The following is an 18,620-nucleotide window of genomic DNA, read 5'->3' on the forward strand; positions in this document are numbered from 1 at the left end:
ATTTCCGCCTCACACGTCGTCCCGGCGAAGGCCGGGACCCGGTGTTCGTGGTTACGTCGGGCTGAAGCCGCAGCGTCGCCCAACAATCAACTCTGGTGGTTATGGGTCCCGGCCTTCGCCGGGACGACGGTGGAAGGACTCCTGACATGTCCAAATCTCACGGCCCGCTTCGCGTCGGAGTCGGTGGTCCGGTCGGATCGGGCAAGACCGCGCTGATGGACCTGCTCTGCAAATCGATGCGCGAGCGTTACGATATCGCCGCGATCACCAACGACATCTACACCAAATGGGACGCCGAGTTCCTGGTGCGCTCGGGTTCGTTGACGCCGGACCGCATCGCCGGCGTCGAGACCGGCGGCTGTCCGCACACCGCGATCCGCGAGGACGCCTCGATGAATCTGGCCGCGGTCGCCGACATGCGCGCGAAATTCCCTAGCCTCGATCTCGTGCTGATCGAGTCCGGCGGCGACAACCTGGCCGCAACCTTTTCGCCGGAGCTTGCCGACCTCACGATCTATGTCATCGACGTCGCCGCCGGCGACAAGATCCCGTCCAAGGGCGGCCCCGGCATCACCCGCTCCGACCTGCTCGTGATCAACAAGATCGACCTCGCGCCTTATGTCGGCGCGTCGCTCGAGAAGATGGAGACCGATGCGAAGCGGATGCGCGGCGAGCGTCCCTTCGTCATGACCAACCTGAAGAAGAGCGACGGGCTTGAGCGCATCATCGCCTTCATTGAGGCCAAAGGCGGCCTGCGACCGAAAGCCTCTGCCAAGGCCAAGGACAAAGCAAAGGCGGGTTGAACGATTTGTTAATATGATATGCCGTTCGTTAAGATTTTAACGCGCCTCGTAGCCCGGGTGGAGCGGAACGCGCAACCCCGGACATCTGCGTCGACGTCCACGAGCGGTCCCGGGTCACGCTGGCGCTTCACCCGGGCTACGCCACTCTCACGCAAGCGGCAAACGGCGGGTGCGACGAAATATTCCATGCCGCAATGGGAACAAAATCCAGCCACTCCCATTAGCCAACTCTGACGCTGCTTTCGCCAGCCGGCGCCAGCCGTCGTTCACGTTAATTGCCGCCTTCCGTTGCGTACCGATGCTCGCCACTCCATATTCCGCCGCGGTTGGCGTTCACCCCGTATCCAATCGTTGTCGCCCCCGCAGACGCCAGATGTCCGCTGTTCATCTTCGCCAACCCACAGTCTCCGAGTAACAGCGTGGTCCGGCTGGGTTTCATTATCGCCTTCATTGCGCTGATCGGGGTGGTGCTCTCCGGTCTCGCGGCCTATCGCGTGCACGAGCAGGAGCTGACGCTCGACGGCATCGCGCTGGCGCGGGCGATCGACGTCCACGCTAGCCTGGTGCAGGACCGGCTTACCGAGCGCGAACTGCTCGCCCGCGTCTCCTCGGGCCTGTTTCGCGCGCCGTCGGTGGTGAAGGCCGACATGCTGCAGCCGCTGCGCTCCTCGATCTATGCCTTCAAGACCGATTTCGTGATTGCCGCCTGGATTGCGCGGCTCAGGCCCGACGAGCTGGTGGCGGCGGAGCAGGAGCTGAAGAAGGCCGGCTTCCCCAATCCGACCATCCGCGACTTCGACGACCAGCCCCTCGACATCAAGGCGCTCGACAAGCCCGTCAACGTGATGATGGACTTGGAGCCGCGGACGCCGGAGACCATCATCCTGCCGGGCCGCAGCTTCGACCACCATTCCGTGATCGGGCCGATGCTGGCGCAGGGGATGGCGGATGGCAAGCCGGTGGCCTCGGATCCGATTCCGCTATTGCGCCAGAACGGGCCGGTCGGTGTCGCGCTCGCCGCGCCGGTGTTTCAGCAGGGCGCCTCGGAGCCCGCGGGATTCGTCACATTTTCGTATGAGCTCGGCCCCTTGATGCTGGCGAACGACGATATGTCGCTGTTCTCGGTGGTGCTGAAGGACCCGCGCGATTCCAACGACGAACTGGTCGCCAACGACCAGGGTGTCATCACCTCGCGCGCGGTGCGGCCGGATGGGCCGGCACCGTCGATGGTTCGGACGGTGACATTCGGCGGCCGCGACTGGTCGCTCGCCTATTACGCCAAGACCTCCGCCGCCGCGCGGGCGAACCAGACCGCGGCGATCGTGGCGGCGATCGGCCTCGCGCTGACCGGCATCGTCTGCGGCCTGTTCGGCTATGTCGCCTACAACAACCTTCGGCTCAGCCGCGAGATCGAGGTGAGGATCGGGTTCGAGCGGCGGCTGACCGCTGTGATCGACGAGCTCAACCACCGGGTCAAGAACATCCTGGCCGTGATCCAGTCGATCGTCACCCGCACATTGCGCCATGGCTCGGACATCGATGCTGCGCGCGATCTCCTGATCGGTCGCATTCACGCCATGTCGAACGTGGTCACGCTGCTCAGCGAGAGCCAGTGGCAGGGCGTGAAGCTCAAGGGATTGTTCGAGGCCCGCGCCATCCCGCATGCCGAGCGCATCGCGATCTCCGGCCCCGATATCGCGGTCAGCGCCCGCGCCGCGCAGTCGCTGTCGCTGTTGTTCTTCGAGCTCGCCTCGCATTCAGACGAGGGCCTGTCCCTGGTGGGCAAGCATCCGCACATCGTCGCGAACTGGGAAGTCAACGGCAAGGAGTCGGAGGCGATCTTTCATTTCCGCTGGGAGGAGTTCAACACCAGCGAAGCCACCCGCCGCCCCGATTCCGATTTCGGCCTGATCCTGCTCGACCGCGTCGCCCCCGAAGCGCTCGGCGGGACGGCGAAACGTTACTTCACCGACATCAGCTACGTCTACGAGCTGACGGCGCCGATGGAGACCGTCATCGACATGAACGAGCGCGACCGCACCGAGAAATTTTCCGCACCGGTGAGGCCGGCGCGCTGAACGCGTCATTGCGAGCGAAGCGAAGCAATCCACAGCACCGCTTGCTGAGGCATGGATTGCTTCGCTTCGCTCGCAATGACGGCGGATGCGGCACGGCCGTAGGGTGGGCAAAGCGCAGCGTGCGCACCATCCACGGGCGGTGCAAGAGAAGGTGGGCACGCTTCGCTTTGCCCACCCTACACACTGCTCTCGCCGTCATTGCCGGGCTTGACCCGGCAATCCATCACTCCTCAGAAAATCGCTTTTCCGGGATGGATGCGCGGGTCGAGCCCGCGCATGACGATCAAGAGTTGGCGAGCATCAGCCGCCGTTGCCGCCGATCACGGCGCGCACGGTGTCATCAGGGCCGAAATCTTCCGCGCCTTCGACGTAGAGCAATGCGCTCAATTTCGATCGCGCGCGGTTGACGCGGCTCTTGATGGTGCCGACGGCGCAGCCGCAGATCGCAGCCGCGTCCTCGTACGAGAAGCCGGACGCGCCGACCAGGATCAAAGCTTCACGCTGGTCTTGCGGCAGCTTGTCGAGTGCGGCGCGAAACTCCTCGAACTCCAGATGCGCATTCTGCGCAGGCTGGGTCTTCAGAGTCTTCGCATAGTTGCCCTCGGCGTCCTCCACCTCGCGCCGCCGCTTGCGATAGTCGGAGCGGAACAGGTTGCGCAGGATGGTGAACAGCCAAGCCGGCAGGTTCGAGCCGGGCTGGAATGAGTCGATGTTGGCGATTGCGCGCAACAAGGTCTCCTGCACCAGATCGTCGGCGCGGTCACCATTGCCGGAGAGCGAAATCGCGAACGCGCGTAGGCTTGGCACCGACGCCAAAATATCGTCGCGAAGTTGGTCGGTGAGAGGCATTAGTCCCTCCCGTCATTTTTTGCTGCTTGCTGCTCGTCAGTCTCTGCCAAATGCTTGGCGGCCTCCGCGGGATCATCGAGCTTGCGGATAAGCTCCGCAAAGCGGTCCGGCACCCCCTGTCGCACCACATCATCATACATGGCGCGAAGCTGGTGGCCGATTCTCGATTGGATCTCAGCGTTGAGACCGCCCTGCTTCTTGGTTTCCTTCATGATCTGATCCACGTTTCCCCGAGAGGTTAAGTCCCTGTGTTTCAAGCAGTTTCCTCGAAATTTCGGTCTTGGCCGCGTTTGCTGCCGGTCGTACGCTAATTCGAAGTTCGCCTGAAAGTTCCGAATGTCCGGAACTTTTTGTGGAACTTTATCGACGCTCAAGCGTAGTCCGGGCGTAACAAACTCAAGGGGAAGGCGGGTCGCCCACGGACGGATGTGCCGGCCCGAGAGATATAGGTCGTTTCAGGCGATTGCCTCGAACACAAGGATGGAGTGGGAATGTCCCGATCGCAGCTCGTTGCCGAACACTTGCCATTGTTGCGGCGCTACGCCCGCGCGCTGACCGGAAACCAGGCGTCGGGCGACGCCTATGTCGCGGCCATGCTGGAGGCCCTGCTTCAGGACCCCTCGCTTCTGGACGAAACGCACGGGCCGCGTGCCGGCCTGTTCCGGCTGTTCACTCAAATCTGGAATTCGGTCTCGATCAACGACAATGCCGATGTGGCGACGTTGGCGCTGCCGCCGGAGCGCCGGCTTTCCAACATCACGCCGCTGCCGCGGCAGGCCTTCCTCCTGCTGTCGCTGGAGGGCTTCTCGGAAGAGGAGGTGGCCTACATCCTCAACATCGACATCGGCGAGACGCGCAAGCTCACGGACGCCGCCGGCCGTGAGATGGCCGCCGAGATCGCGACCGACGTCCTGATCATCGAGGACGAGACCTTCATCGCGATGGATCTGGAAAGCCTCGTGCGAAATCTCGGCCACAACGTGATCGGCGTCGCCCGCACCCATTCGGATGCAGTGGCGCTCGCCAAGAACAAGAAGCCCGGCCTGATCCTCGCCGACATCCAGCTCGCCGATGGTTCGTCGGGCCTGGACGCGGTGAACGAGCTATTGCGCGTGTTCGAGGTGCCGGTGGTGTTCATCACCGCCTATCCCGAACGCTTCCTGACCGGGGAGCGCCCGGAGCCGGCGTTCCTGATCTCAAAACCATTCCAGCCCGCGATGGTCTCGGCCGTTGCGAGCCAGGCGCTGTTCTTCCAGCGCAACTCGCGCAACCGCGCGCCGCGCGCCGCCTCGGCGTGAACGGACTCTCTGGTTAGGTCGACTGATCCGGCGTGCCGCACGGCGCGCCGGATTTTTGCGCCGAGATATCCGCCTTTCATGTGACCCCTGCGCTGGACGAACTGGAGCCGCCATTGCGTAGCTGTTAAGCGGAAGCATGAATGCTGCGCCGCGCGACAGACAAATCGGCTTTCTCTGCCTCGGCGTGACGGCGGCTGGATGGGCGCTCAACTGGCCGCTCATCAAGCTGCTGCTGCAGCAATGGCCGCCGCTGTTCGCCCGGGGTCTTGCCGGCGTCTGCGCCTCGCTCATCCTCGGGCTCATCGCCTTCGGAAGCCGCCAATCGCTCGAGGTCCCACGCGAAGCCGTGCCGCGGCTATTGTTCGCGTCCTTCACCAATGTGTTCGCCTGGATGGGCTTTGGCACCATCGCCATGAAATTCGTCACCGTCGGCGAAGGCGCGCTGATCATCTATACGATGCCGATCTGGGCGATGCTGTTCGCCTGGCCGTTTCTGCATCAGCGCCCGACCATCGGGGATGTTGCCGCGCTGGTATTGGGTGTGGCCGGTGTTGCGCTGCTTCTTGGCGCCAACGGTTATGGCTTCGATCGGGGCAAGCTGATCGGGATCGCGCTTTCCCTGTCTTGCGCGATCCTGTTCGCGCTCGGCAATGTCCTTAACCGCAAACCGTTGCCGATGCCTCCGCTCGCGGTCGTCGCCTGGCAGGTCGGCCTCGGGTGCCTCGCGATGCTGATCCTCGGCGTCCTGTTCGAGCGCCCGAACTATGCGGCAATATCGCCGGGCGGAATTGCCTCGTTCGTCTACATGACGCTGGTGCCGATGGGCATCTGCTATCTCACCTGGTTCGAGACCCTGCGCCGCCTGCCGCCGGTGTCGGCTTCGACCGGTATGCTGCTCGTGCCCGTGCTGGCCGTGATCGCGGCGGCCGCGATCCTCGGCGAGCCGCTGGGCCTGAGGGAAGTTGCCGCAATGGCGCTGACTCTCGGCGGTGTCACGCTGGCATTGCAGAAAGTGTGACCGGGACAAAAAAGTAGAGCGCGACCGGCATCACCACGGTCGCGCCCTACATCGCCGGTCAATGGGGCAGGGGGAATAACCGGCTTCCAGAACGACGCGGATCGCGAAAAAACGTTCCGAGATTCCGGAAATAATTTTGAACACGGTTAAGTGATCCGCAGACATACGAACGGGGGCGTTTCGTTCGAGTTGTGTTCGTGATCGCCATGGGGCGAGGGATGAATCGTCATGTCACAGATATTGAAGGGAATTTTAGGTGCGCTCGCCGTTTCTCTGACCTTCGGCGCCGTGCAATTTGCCTCCGGGCATGATCTCATCGGGGGCCACAGCCTCATTACCTCCACCAAGGCGGAACACGACGTCAACCGTACGGCGAAGGCCGACCGGGCGGCAGTTCCGGCAGCCACCGGCAAAACCGAAACCATTTCGCTGAAGCTCGACAGCCTGGCCGAGACCTCGGTCGTGATCCGCGTTCCTGTCGTCAGAGACGAGGCGCGCAGCCGTCCTAAGCCGCCCGCGCTAATCAAATCCGGCGAGCGCAGGATGACGGTCGCCTGCGAGCCCGTGGTGAGCGTGCTGACCGAAGTAGCAAAGCGCCTGCAGCCTGGCCGCTGCGTCACCTGAGCTGATCGTTCTCTCGCTCCATCCGTCACTCCGGGGCGCGGCATAGTCTCCGTTTAATTTACTACGTCATTCCGGGGCGCGCCTTTTGGCGCGAGCCCGGAATCCATCTGGCCGCAGGCGCAGGTGGAGAAATGGATTCCGGGCTCGTCCTTCGGACGCCCCGGAATGACGAGTGCAATTGGGGCGAATTTCTTCAACCCAATCAAGGTGATTTGCCCTGTCCACTCCTGCGGGAAAAAATAAACCGCTTAACCCGTCGGGCAAATCAGTGATTTAACTCCGCGCGTCTCACCCAGATGAGGGGCGGCTCGCGATCGTCACGAACGTTGCGGTGAGATGCGGTGGACGCGGGTGTCGCGACTGACGAGCGTGACATCAGCGGACGGCGAAGTCGTGTGGTCCTGGCGCCCCGACGCTGGCGCTAAGTTTTTCGCGCGAAACAAGTTCGCGCGAGAGATGACGGTGGCAAGAAAGCCCGGTCACCGGGGAGAGCGCGAAGGAAACCGTTAAAACCACTGCGCAGGGAAAGCCGGAATGCTTCGGTTGAACCTGTGGTCCTACCCCCGTGCTTTTTGTTGCACGGGACCCATGGGTGCAACCGGCACCCGGCTTTCCCTGCGCCCTCTGCTGATTGAGAGGGCGGAAAGTGACGCAAAGCTCGGGCGCAACGCGCCGCGAGAACGCGAACTCACATCCTCTACGCTGTTTGAAAATTGAATCCGAACTCGCAGCGACGCCGTAGGGTGGGCAAAGCGAAGCGTGCCCACCATCGCGAGCGCGGCGCTGGATGGTGGGCACGGCGCGAAGAGCGCGCCTTTGCCCACCCTACGGCTCCGCAACCGCGACATCCTACAGCAGCTCCGGCTGCTCCGCCGCGATCGCATCGCCGAGCGCTACGCGGCCATCCGCGACCACCTCGGCATAGACGCCGCATTCGTTGTGGCCGAGGCGCTGCATCAGGGTGTGCGGGATGGTGAGGTCGCGCGCGCCGGTGTCGGGATCGACATTGACGGCGGCGCAGCGGGTGATGCGCTTGACCACCTTGGCCCGTGCGCTGCCGATCGCGATCGTCTGGTCGAGCAGCTCGAATTCGTGCCAGGCCGGCCAGCCCTCGACATAGAGGTTGGCGCGGAAGCGCAGCGGATGCACTGATTGCCCGACCATCTCCTCGATCGCGCGCAGGCTGTTGAGGTTGATGATCGAGACCACCTTGCGGGCGACGTCGGAGAAGCTGTGGCCGGGGCTGGTCAGGACCTTTGGCGGCCCCTTGATCTGGCCGGCATGGTGGAGTGCGAAATATTGCTCGATCGCGGCGCGCCCGGCGGCCGTTTCGAGGTCGCCCTGGGCCACCATCTCGCCGTTCCGGCGCAGGGTCAGGACGTGGCTGTCGTCGTCGAACTCGGCGCGGAGCGGCACCAGCCACTCGTCCCGCTGCAGCATCAGGAAATGCGGCTTCGGCAGCCATTTGGGCTGCTCGGGCTCGAAGCCGCTCGGGCCGTTCTCGATGGCGTAGCGGCGGTCGGACAGCAGCGTCTGGCCGGCCCTGAGCTCGGCCCGCGGCAGCGCCTCGGGCGTCAGGCCCTTGACGGGATAGCGGTAGATGCCGGCGATCTGTGCGGGGGAGGTGGAGGACATCAGACCTTTTAGGAGATTTCCATCGATCGGGCCACCGAACCCTTACGAATTCATTGCGGAAAGCTCTTCCGTTTCGGAACCCGATGCCCACATTGTGATCAAGCCTGAAACGAGGGCGACGACCACCGGTCGGTTGACGGATATCAACACGGTCGGGCGGAAACCCAATGAAGATGCCTTCCACGGTGCCTATCGCGTGATCCGCGAAAGTGTGCGTGCGGTTTCGCGAAAAGATCACGCGCTAATTTAAGAATTGGGCGCGATCAGACGCAAAACCGGTACCCACTTTTGCTGATCGCGCCCAGGGCCGGGAGGGCAGGCCGAGGGAAAGCAAACGATGAATATAGAAAAATACACCGAGCGGGCGCGCGGCTTCATCCAGTCGGCGCAGTCGCTTGCGGTACGCGAGGGGCACCAGCAGTTCTCGCCGCTGCATCTGTTGAAAGTGCTGCTGGACGACAGCGAAGGCCTAGCCGGCGGCCTGATCGATCGCGCCGGCGGCAATTCCCGCGCCATCCTCAAGGCAACCGAGGATGCGCTTAACAAGCTGCCGAAAGTGTCGGGCAGCGGCGCGGGGCAGGTCTACCTTTCACCCGAACTGGCGCGGGCGTTCGATGCGGCCGAAAAGGCTGCCGACAAGGCCGGCGATAGTTTCGTCACGGTCGAGCGTCTCCTGCTCGGGCTTGCGCTCGAGAAGAACAGCGAGGCCGGCTCGATCCTGAGCAAGGGCGGCGTCACCCCGCAGAACCTGAATGCGGCGATCGAGTCGCTGCGCAAGGGTCGAACGGCCGACAGCGCCACCGCCGAGAACGCCTATGACGCGCTTAAGAAATATGCCCGCGACCTGACCCAGGCCGCGCGCGACGGCAAGCTCGATCCGGTGATCGGCCGCGACGAGGAGATCCGTCGCACCATCCAGGTGCTGTCCCGTCGCACCAAGAACAATCCCGTCCTGATCGGCGAGCCCGGCGTCGGCAAGACCGCGATCGTCGAAGGCCTGGCGCTGCGCATCGTCAATGGCGACGTGCCGGAGAGCCTGAAGGACAAGCGGCTCCTGTCGCTCGACCTCGGTGCGCTGATCGCGGGCGCGAAATACCGCGGCGAGTTCGAGGAGCGGCTGAAGGCCGTGCTGCAGGAGGTGACCTCGGCCGAGGGCACCTTCATCCTGTTCATCGACGAGATGCACACGCTGATCGGCGCCGGCAAGGCCGACGGCGCGATGGACGCCTCCAACCTGTTGAAGCCGGCGCTGGCCCGCGGCGAGCTGCACTGCATCGGCGCGACCACGCTCGATGAGTACCAGAAGCATGTCGAGAAGGACGCCGCGCTCGCCCGCCGCTTCCAGCCGATCTTTGTCAGCGAGCCCACGGTCGAGGACACGATCTCGATCCTGCGCGGGTTGAAGGACAAGTACGAGCAGCACCACGGCGTTCGGATCTCCGATTCCGCGCTTGTGGCGGCCGCGACCCTGTCCAACCGTTACATCACCGACCGTTTCCTGCCCGACAAGGCCATCGACCTGATGGACGAAGCGGCGGCGCGGCTGAAGATGCAGGTCGATTCCAAGCCGGAAGAGCTCGACACGCTGGACCGCGAGATCATCCGCCTCAAGATCGAGCAGGAGGCGCTGAAGAAAGAAAGCGATCTGGGCTCGAAGAGCCGGCTGCAGGCGCTGGAGAAGGAACTCGCCGATCTCGAGGAGAAATCGAAGGCGCTGACGGCGCGCTGGAGCGCGGAAAAGAACAAGCTCTCCAATGCCCAGAAGCTGAAGGCCGAGCTCGACGCGCTGCGTGTGGAACTGGCCAACGCCCAGCGCCGCGGCGAATTCCAGCGTGCCGGCGAGCTTGCCTATGGCAAGATCCCGGCGCTGGAAAAACAGCTCGCCGATATCGAGGCCAGCGAGAACCAGGGCGCGACGATGGAGGAGGCGGTCACCGCCAACCACATCGCGCAGGTGGTCTCCCGCTGGACCGGTGTTCCGGTCGACCGGATGCTGGAAGGCGAGAAAGAGAAGCTCCTGAAGATGGAGGATGCGCTCGGCCGGCGCGTCGTCGGCCAGGCCGAGGCGGTGCGTGCGGTGGCGACCGCCGTGCGCCGCTCGCGTGCCGGCCTGCAGGACCCGAACCGGCCGATGGGCTCGTTCATGTTCTTAGGGCCGACCGGCGTCGGCAAGACCGAGCTGACCAAGGCGCTGGCCGAGTACCTGTTCAACGACGAGACCGCGATGGTCCGCCTCGACATGTCCGAATACATGGAGAAGCACTCGGTTTCGCGATTGATCGGTGCGCCTCCGGGCTATGTCGGCTATGACGAGGGCGGCGCGCTCACCGAAGCGGTGCGGCGGCGGCCCTACCAGGTGGTGCTGTTCGACGAGATCGAGAAGGCGCATCCTGACGTCTTCAACGTGCTGTTGCAGGTGCTCGACGACGGCCGCCTGACCGACGGTCAAGGCCGCACGGTCGACTTCCGCAATACGCTGATCATCATGACTTCGAACCTCGGTTCGGAATTCCTGGTGAACCAGCCGGAAGGCGAGGATACGGGCGCGGTGCGCGAGCAGGTGATGGCGACGGTGCGGGCGCATTTCCGCCCCGAATTCCTCAATCGCGTCGATGAGATCATCCTGTTCCATCGGCTGCAGAAGAGCGAGATGGGCCGGATCGTCGAGATCCAGTTTGCGCGGCTGCAGAAGCTCTTGGAGGATCGCAAGATCACGCTCACGCTGGATGCGGCGGCGCGCGACTGGCTGGCCGCCAAGGGCTGGGACCCGGCTTACGGTGCCCGCCCGCTGAAGCGGGTGATCCAGCGCAGCCTGCAGGACCCGCTGGCCGAGATGATCCTGGCTGGCGACATCAAGGACGGCGACCAGGTCAAGATCTCGGCCGAGGGCAACGTGCTGACCTTCAATGGCAAGGCGCAGCAGACCGCCGAGGTCGCCCAGTTCGACGCGCCGGTAGCGAAGCGCAAGCTGAACTAACTTGTGGGATGGCTCAAAGCCCCCTCCGCGGTTCGCGGAGGGGGTTTCGAGTTTCTGGGAGGTTGGAAGATTTATTCCTGCGTTACCGCCGGGCCGACATCGTCCTCTTCGCTCGGCTCGAGTTCGGAAAGGATGTCCACGAGCTCGCGGGCGCGGCCGGTCGCGAGCGGCTTGCCGGCGTTCATCAGCGGCTCGTCATTGGCGAGCCAGGCCTGGGCCTCCGCCAACTCGTCGACGGTGGCGCCGGTCGCGATGATCTTGGCGATGGTGACATCGTCGACTTGGCCGACCGCTCTGGCGACGTCATCCCGTGTGATGCGCCTCATGCCCGGTACCCCTCGACGCGTAACAATGAGGCCTCCGCCCGCCGTCATGGCGGGCAGGGACCGAAGTAAGGCAGTCCTCGATCAGCGGCCCGTTGTCAGCCGCGGCGGGTGCTGCGACATCATCCAGAGCTCGATCGCAGCCAGGATCGCCACCGCCGCGCCGATCACCACATGGACCGTCATCGCGGTGGTACCGTGGAAGCCCAATACCCAGGGCGACACCAGGGCCCACAATCCGACGATCAGGTTCAGCCACTCCTCCCACACCGCGAATGCCGCCAGCGCCGCGATCGCAAGGACCGCGATGACGATGCCGGTGATGTAGGCGTTGGTGGAGACGGTTCCGGCGGTGAAGCCGAACAGCCAGGGCGACAGCAAGAGGACCGCGCCAAGGACCAGGTTTGCGACGTCGCACAATTTCGCGTTCGTCCAATTCTCCATGACACCCTCCATTGGAGGTTTCGCGTATCCATGAAACCGAGCTGATGCCCTCCCGGTTCCATGGCCGGCGCGGCAAATTTGGAGGGAGGAGATCAGCGGTTGCTGACGGGCCGCGAACCGGTCGAGCCGGTGGCGTCGGAGACGATGCGGGAGCTGCCGCGGCTGTTCATCTGGCCATCGATCCGGTCCCGCTCCTTCTCGAAGCCTGCCAGCATCGAGCCCTCGAGCGAGCGCCCGCGCGGCAGCTTCACGCGCATCGGGTCGACGAAACGGCCGTTGACCAGGATCTCGTAGTGGACGTGGGCACCGGTCGACATGCCGGTCGACCCGATAAAGCCGATCACCTGGCCCTGGCGGACGCGCTTGCCGGACTCCATGCCCTTGGCGAAGGCGGACATGTGGCCGTAGGCGGTCTCATAGCCATTGTTGTGCTTGACGCGGACATACTTGCCGTAGCCGCCCTCCCAACCGACCTTTTCGACCACGCCGTTGCCCGAAGCGAAGATCGGGGTGCCGTAGGGGGCCGCCCAGTCGACGCCGGTGTGCATCTTGACGTAGCCGAGGATCGGATGGCGGCGGCCGCCGAAGCCGGAGCGCATGATCGCGTTGTTGACGGGCTTGCGCACCAGGAACTTCTTCGCGCTCTTGCCGGTCTCGTCGTAATAGTCGACCACCGAATCGTCAGGCGTCTGGAACCGGTAGTATTTCTTGGTCTCGCCGCCGACCGTGAGCGCAGCGTACAGCACCTCGGTCTTTTCGCTGCTCGTTACGCCTTCGTCCTCACCGGCGTAGTAGACGTCGAAGGAGTCGCCGGGCTGCACCTTGCGCTGGAAGTCAACGTCATAGGAATAGATACGGACCATGTCCTCGATGACGTTCTGCGGCACCTTGTTGCGCAGTGCGGTCTCGTAGATGCTCTGATAGAGCCGTACGCCGCTGCCATCATCCTCGTCGTCATCGTCGCTGTTGTCGGCGGTGTCGGACACGGTGTTCATGCTCTGCACATCGACGGCGACATATTTGCCGATGTCCGAGAGGGCTGCGATCGCCTCGACCTGGGTGTCGTTGGCGACGATCACGCGATAGGGCTGTAGCCGCGCTCCCGGGGCCGGATTTGCCGGCGCCATCAGGATGCGCAGTTTCTGGCCTTCCTTGAGGCCGCCATCGCGGCCGCGGGCGCCAAGCGTGGCCGCGATCGCCTTGGCCTCCTCGGCTGTCGCGCCCATGTCGCGCAGCACCGAGGTGACGGTGTCGCCCTTCTTGACGATATGCACCCGTTCCCCGGTCGGATTGCCGCCGGTGACCTGCTCCTTGGTCTTCGGCAGCAGCGTGACGTTTTCCGGCACCACGCGGGTCTCGAAGCCGGCATAGGGATCGGAAACGTTGCCTTCGGTGGCATAGGCGAGCTTGATGTCGGGCTGCGCGCCGCCGACATCGGCGGTGGCGTTGGCCAGCGTATAACGGACGCCGCCGTTATTGCCGCGCCAGTTGGCTGCGTCACGCACCCGCATCAGGATCTCGTCGAGCGCCACCACCGCGGCGATCTTCGCCTTCGGCAGCACCTGCCCGAGATCCTTGGTCACGAAGGAGACCTCGGCATCGGGCTCCACGGCCTCGGGGTTGTTCGGATCGTCGGCCGCCGCGGTCTGATTAGTGCCGACATCGGTCAGCATGCGTTGGGCGTTGAACGGCGGGATCTTGGCCGAAAGATCGCTTGTCGTCATCGAGAGGTTGCCGGAGATGCGAACATACGGCCGCACCCGCATCACGTCGCGGTTGCCGACGCGAGTGACCGTCGATACCCGCACCACGTTGCGCGAGGCGCTTGATTCCGACGGCGGCGGCAGGCGGTCGCTCTTGTGCAGGGTGGCGGCGCGGTCATTGGCGCTGACGGCACCGCGCAGCGCGCCCTCGACCCGCTCCGGGAGCTTGGCAAAGGTCATCTCGCCGTCGAGGGACGCAAAAACGGCGCCGCCGATCAAGGCTGCGCCGCACAGGCCGGTGAGGATAGTGCCGCTGAACCATTGTACGGAAACACGGCGGCGGTCGATCACCGCAGCCTCCGAGCCGTCAACCGACAGCGGCGGCTCGTGACCGAGATCGATCATCCCGGTCTCGCGTCCAAAGCCGCTCCCGCGTGACGCCCGTTGGCTCAAACCCGTGTCCCCCCAAGTTCCATCAGCATACGACGAGACTTCCGCACTCCCTTGCGCCCGCATTCGCCCTAGCAGGGCAATCCGGCAGTACGGCGCGTCACATACAGCAACATTCGTGAATTATCGAAGGCCGATGGCCAACCACAATCTCGAACGGCAACGATGTGTAAATCTCTCGATGTTGCTCGGCCGCGTGGAACTGGCGACGGGTTCATCAGAAATCGTCAGTCCCTTGGTAGAAACCACCGGCAGCCCCCACTGGCATCCGGCGATTCATTTTGCATAACTAATCGTCAGAACGTCGCAGGATTGTGGCTCAAGTACGGCGTAAAGTCCCGAAAAATCGAGCAATTCTGCGCATCAGAAGAATCTGCACCTGATGCGACGATTTGTTGACAATGGCCGTTGACAAGCCGGATTGGGCCGGCCTATAAGGCACCCACTGAGCGCGGCGCTGCATTGGCCCGGTAGGCCAAGGCAAGCTTTCGCGCCCTTGATGCTCCTCACTTTGATGAGTGACTCAACAGCCGATGTAAATCGGTTGCGGATTTGCCGTCGCGTGAAGGAGGTCAGAACCCTTCTTAAGGGTGTGAGGTCCTCGGATCTCGGGCTGTTTGACAAGTGAAGATGAAGAAAGAGAAACGTGGACGGCGGAGTCCTTGCGGGTCTCGATTTTGAAAGCCAGGGTTTTCGAACCCAGGATTTTTCCCGATCGGGACCGGACGAAAGACTTCGGCGGTACACGTTTTGAATAAGGTTACACCATGATCTCTTCATTGAGATCAGGTCGCCAGCGATGTGAATCGCTGCGCGATTTCGGTGTGGACCTCGTCAAACGTTGTGATCAGCCGGTTCAAAGTTTCAAGTCCAACTTGAGAGTTTGATCCTGGCTCAGAGCGAACGCTGGCGGCAGGCTTAACACATGCAAGTCGAGCGGGCGTAGCAATACGTCAGCGGCAGACGGGTGAGTAACGCGTGGGAACGTACCTTTTGGTTCGGAACAACACAGGGAAACTTGTGCTAATACCGGATAAGCCCTTACGGGGAAAGATTTATCGCCGAAAGATCGGCCCGCGTCTGATTAGCTAGTTGGTGAGGTAATGGCTCACCAAGGCGACGATCAGTAGCTGGTCTGAGAGGATGATCAGCCACATTGGGACTGAGACACGGCCCAAACTCCTACGGGAGGCAGCAGTGGGGAATATTGGACAATGGGCGCAAGCCTGATCCAGCCATGCCGCGTGAGTGATGAAGGCCCTAGGGTTGTAAAGCTCTTTTGTGCGGGAAGATAATGACGGTACCGCAAGAATAAGCCCCGGCTAACTTCGTGCCAGCAGCCGCGGTAATACGAAGGGGGCTAGCGTTGCTCGGAATCACTGGGCGTAAAGGGTGCGTAGGCGGGTCTTTAAGTCAGGGGTGAAATCCTGGAGCTCAACTCCAGAACTGCCTTTGATACTGAAGATCTTGAGTTCGGGAGAGGTGAGTGGAACTGCGAGTGTAGAGGTGAAATTCGTAGATATTCGCAAGAACACCAGTGGCGAAGGCGGCTCACTGGCCCGATACTGACGCTGAGGCACGAAAGCGTGGGGAGCAAACAGGATTAGATACCCTGGTAGTCCACGCCGTAAACGATGAATGCCAGCCGTTAGTGGGTTTACTCACTAGTGGCGCAGCTAACGCTTTAAGCATTCCGCCTGGGGAGTACGGTCGCAAGATTAAAACTCAAAGGAATTGACGGGGGCCCGCACAAGCGGTGGAGCATGTGGTTTAATTCGACGCAACGCGCAGAACCTTACCAGCCCTTGACATCCCGGTCGCGGACTCCAGAGACGGAGTTCTTCAGTTCGGCTGGACCGGAGACAGGTGCTGCATGGCTGTCGTCAGCTCGTGTCGTGAGATGTTGGGTTAAGTCCCGCAACGAGCGCAACCCCCGTCCTTAGTTGCTACCATTTAGTTGAGCACTCTAAGGAGACTGCCGGTGATAAGCCGCGAGGAAGGTGGGGATGACGTCAAGTCCTCATGGCCCTTACGGGCTGGGCTACACACGTGCTACAATGGCGGTGACAATGGGAAGCGAAGACGCAAGTCCTAGCAAATCTCAAAAAGCCGTCTCAGTTCGGATTGGGCTCTGCAACTCGAGCCCATGAAGTTGGAATCGCTAGTAATCGTGGATCAGCACGCCACGGTGAATACGTTCCCGGGCCTTGTACACACCGCCCGTCACACCATGGGAGTTGGTTTTACCTGAAGACGGTGCGCTAACCGAAAGGGGGCAGCCGGCCACGGTAGGGTCAGCGACTGGGGTGAAGTCGTAACAAGGTAGCCGTAGGGGAACCTGCGGCTGGATCACCTCCTTTCTAAGGATGGTCCTTCAGAGAGCTCACGCTCACTATCGGATCGTTTTAGAAACATCTCGGGGCCAATCGATCGCCAGATCGCTTGAGCTCCATTGGCGGGACCTCGCCGTCTTCGTTTCTCTTTCTTCGCGGACGAACACGCGCCAGGGGCTTGAGCGCTGTGCGATGCATCGGCGACAGCCGGTTGCGCGCGAGCGGGCTCCGATCCTCAAAAGGGATAAGCGTCAGGGGCTTGTAGCTCAGTTGGTTAGAGCGCGCGCTTGATAAGCGTGAGGTCGGAAGTTCAAGTCTTCCCAGGCCCACCACTTTGATCGAGCGCATGTGTCTCTCTTATCCAGCCCACGGCATTCGTCTTCTGGTACGGGGCCATAGCTCAGCTGGGAGAGCGCGTGCTTTGCAAGCATGAGGTCGTCGGTTCGATCCCGTCTGGCTCCACCAGATGAAGTCGAAGATCGATGCGCTGCTTCAAGCCTCGACATAATCGTCCGCGAAACATCAATTCGCACACGCAGTCCGGATGGACGCGGTGTGCGTGTTATCTGACATCGTAAAGAGGAGATCGATCCAAGTTTGGGATCTGCGGAGCAATTCGCGGATGCTCATTCACTATCTCCAGATCATTTTCGGCGCTCGTTCATCGCAAGGTGAGCGGGTTGTAAAATGATCCTTGTTAGCGAAGCTTGACCGCCTCGCTATTGGTTCGATCTTACGAAGCAAGCTGGTCTTTCTAATCAATGTTCGGCCGCGCAAGCAGCATTCATCGAGGGTGCGCGCTTTGAGATTTCGGTCTCAATGCGATTGGGCGGCATACATTCTGCCGAGTGTGTGGACATTGATAATGAGAGCAATCAAGTGCCTTAAGGGTGTTCGGTGGATGCCTTGGCGCTGAGAGGCGATGAAGGACGTGCTACGCTGCGATAAGCCGTGGGGAGCTGCGAAGAAGCTTTGATCCACGGATTTCCGAATGGGGAAACCCACCTTCGATAGCCGGAACTCCAAGATCTTGTGTCTTGGGGTTCGAACAGAGATGTTTGATACCAAGCCGCGAGGTTTTGGATTTCCGGTTATCAAGAGAAGGTATGAGACTTCTGAATAAAATAGGAGGTTTCAAGCGAACCCAGGGAACTGAAACATCTAAGTACCTGGAGGAAAGGACATCAATCGAGACTCCGTTAGTAGTGGCGAGCGAACGCGGACCAGGCCAGTGGTACATCAAAGACAACCGGAACCTGTCAGGAAAGCAGGGCCTCAGAGGGTGATAGCCCCGTACGGGTAATGCGATGATGTATCCTTGAGTAAGGCGGGACACGTGCAATCCTGTCTGAACATGGGGGGACCACCCTCCAAGCCTAAGTACTCCTCAGCGACCGATAGTGAACCAGTACCGTGAGGGAAAGGTGAAAAGCACCCCGACGAGGGGAGTGAAATAGACCTGAAACCGGACACCTACAAACAGACGGAGCCCAAGATGCGTTCTGGGTGACGTCGTACCTTTTGTATTATGGGCCAGCGACTTAATTTAACGAGCAAGCTTAAGCCGATAGGCGAAGGCGTAGCGAAAGCGAGTCTGAATAGGGCGTCAAGTTCGTTGTATTAGACCCGAAACCTAGTGATCTAGCCATGAGCAGGTTGAAGGTGAGGTAACACTCACTGGAGGACCGAACGGGTGCCTGTTGAAAAAGGCTCCGATGACTTGTGGTTAGGGGTGAAAGGCCAATCAAACTGGGAAATAGCTGGTTCTCCGCGAAAGATATTTAGGTATCGCCTCGGATGAATACCTCAGGGGGTAGAGCACTGGATGGGCTAGGGGGACTTACCGTCTTACCAAACCCAACCAAACTCCGAATACCTGAGAGTACTATCCGGGAGTCACACGGCGGGTGCTAACGTCCGTCGTGGAGAGGGAAACAACCCGGACCTACAGCTAAGGCCCCTAATTCGTGGCTAAGTGGGAAAGGATGTGGAAATCCCAAAACAACCAGGAGGTTGGCTTAGAAGCAGCCATCCTTTAAAGAAAGCGTAACAGCTCACTGGTCTAAATAAGGGTTTCTGCGCCGA

The 18,620-nt window shown here is 61.8% G+C and carries 13 protein-coding genes, 2 tRNA genes and 2 rRNA genes (1 of these 17 running past the window's edge); 11 read left to right on the forward strand and 6 right to left on the reverse strand.

Going from position 1 to position 18,620, the window contains the following annotated elements:
• Positions 1-146: 146 nt before the first annotated feature.
• Both ureG and ACZYOF_RS09285 read left to right on the forward strand, forming a co-directional pair.
• A complete protein-coding gene (gene ureG, locus ACZYOF_RS09280; protein ID WP_463715552.1) occupies positions 147-803 on the forward strand; it encodes an urease accessory protein UreG in 657 nt (218 codons plus the stop codon).
• 419 nt (positions 804-1,222) lie between these two features.
• Positions 1,223-2,881 (forward strand): CHASE domain-containing protein, encoded by a 1,659-nt coding sequence (locus ACZYOF_RS09285; protein ID WP_463715553.1) that lies wholly within the window; start codon positions 1,223-1,225, stop codon positions 2,879-2,881.
• Positions 2,882-3,181: 300 nt separating this feature from the next.
• Here ACZYOF_RS09285 and ACZYOF_RS09290 read toward each other — a convergent pair whose 3' ends face one another.
• Entirely contained in the window at positions 3,182-3,730 is a 549-nt protein-coding gene (locus ACZYOF_RS09290) for a sigma-70 family RNA polymerase sigma factor (protein ID WP_027579243.1), read from the reverse strand.
• Complete coding sequence (locus tag ACZYOF_RS09295; RefSeq protein ID WP_028165127.1) at positions 3,730-3,942, reverse strand: NepR family anti-sigma factor; 213 nt, start codon at positions 3,940-3,942, stop codon at positions 3,730-3,732. The genes ACZYOF_RS09290 and ACZYOF_RS09295 overlap by 1 nt, the downstream gene beginning before the upstream one ends.
• A gap of 279 nt (positions 3,943-4,221) precedes the next feature.
• Here ACZYOF_RS09295 and ACZYOF_RS09300 point away from each other — a divergent pair, with 279 nt between their 5' ends.
• From ACZYOF_RS09300 to ACZYOF_RS09310, 3 genes are all read left to right on the forward strand, one after another.
• A complete protein-coding gene (locus tag ACZYOF_RS09300) occupies positions 4,222-5,028 on the forward strand; it encodes a response regulator (protein WP_130583579.1) in 807 nt (268 codons plus the stop codon).
• A gap of 136 nt (positions 5,029-5,164) precedes the next feature.
• The gene (locus ACZYOF_RS09305) at positions 5,165-6,046 is read left to right on the forward strand and encodes a DMT family transporter (protein ID WP_463715554.1); all 882 of its coding nucleotides are present in this window, start codon (positions 5,165-5,167) and stop codon (positions 6,044-6,046) included.
• Between the two features lie 228 nt (positions 6,047-6,274).
• The gene (locus tag ACZYOF_RS09310) at positions 6,275-6,670 is read left to right on the forward strand and encodes a hypothetical protein (RefSeq protein WP_463715555.1); all 396 of its coding nucleotides are present in this window, start codon (positions 6,275-6,277) and stop codon (positions 6,668-6,670) included.
• 849 nt (positions 6,671-7,519) lie between these two features.
• Here ACZYOF_RS09310 and ACZYOF_RS09315 read toward each other — a convergent pair.
• Positions 7,520-8,305 carry an MOSC domain-containing protein gene (locus ACZYOF_RS09315; protein ID WP_463715556.1) on the reverse strand — a complete coding sequence of 262 codons (786 nt, stop codon included), beginning with the start codon at positions 8,303-8,305 and terminating at the stop codon, positions 7,520-7,522.
• A 337-nt stretch (positions 8,306-8,642) separates the two neighbouring features.
• Between ACZYOF_RS09315 and clpB the strand changes: the two genes are divergently transcribed.
• The gene (gene clpB, locus ACZYOF_RS09320; RefSeq protein ID WP_463715557.1) at positions 8,643-11,282 is read left to right on the forward strand and encodes an ATP-dependent chaperone ClpB; all 2,640 of its coding nucleotides are present in this window, start codon (positions 8,643-8,645) and stop codon (positions 11,280-11,282) included.
• Positions 11,283-11,353: 71 nt separating this feature from the next.
• Here the strand turns inward: clpB and ACZYOF_RS09325 are convergent, their stop codons facing one another.
• From ACZYOF_RS09325 to ACZYOF_RS09335, 3 genes are all read right to left on the reverse strand, one after another.
• A complete protein-coding gene (locus ACZYOF_RS09325; RefSeq protein WP_463715558.1) occupies positions 11,354-11,608 on the reverse strand; it encodes a hypothetical protein in 255 nt (84 codons plus the stop codon).
• 81 nt (positions 11,609-11,689) lie between these two features.
• Positions 11,690-12,049 carry an SPW repeat protein gene (locus ACZYOF_RS09330; protein ID WP_463715559.1) on the reverse strand — a complete coding sequence of 120 codons (360 nt, stop codon included), beginning with the start codon at positions 12,047-12,049 and terminating at the stop codon, positions 11,690-11,692.
• A 92-nt stretch (positions 12,050-12,141) separates the two neighbouring features.
• Entirely contained in the window at positions 12,142-14,205 is a 2,064-nt protein-coding gene (locus tag ACZYOF_RS09335) for a M23 family metallopeptidase (RefSeq protein WP_165421391.1), read from the reverse strand.
• A 133-nt stretch (positions 14,206-14,338) separates the two neighbouring features.
• On the opposite strand from ACZYOF_RS09335, the gene ACZYOF_RS09340 reads away from it, so the two are divergent.
• The 5 genes from ACZYOF_RS09340 to ACZYOF_RS09360 all read left to right on the forward strand — a co-directional run.
• The gene (locus ACZYOF_RS09340; RefSeq protein WP_165421390.1) at positions 14,339-14,491 is read left to right on the forward strand and encodes a hypothetical protein; all 153 of its coding nucleotides are present in this window, start codon (positions 14,339-14,341) and stop codon (positions 14,489-14,491) included.
• A 582-nt stretch (positions 14,492-15,073) separates the two neighbouring features.
• Positions 15,074-16,562, forward strand: a 16S ribosomal RNA gene (locus ACZYOF_RS09345).
• Positions 16,563-16,790: 228 nt separating this feature from the next.
• Positions 16,791-16,867, forward strand: a tRNA-Ile gene (locus ACZYOF_RS09350).
• A gap of 57 nt (positions 16,868-16,924) precedes the next feature.
• Positions 16,925-17,000: transfer RNA gene (locus ACZYOF_RS09355), tRNA-Ala, on the forward strand.
• A gap of 408 nt (positions 17,001-17,408) precedes the next feature.
• A 23S ribosomal RNA gene (locus tag ACZYOF_RS09360) occupies positions 17,409-18,620 on the forward strand (it continues 1,628 nt past the right edge of the window).
• Together the 16S and 23S rRNA genes with 2 tRNA genes alongside form the textbook arrangement of a ribosomal RNA operon.

It is taken from the genome of Bradyrhizobium sp. LeoA1Lang (assembly GCF_055413685.1).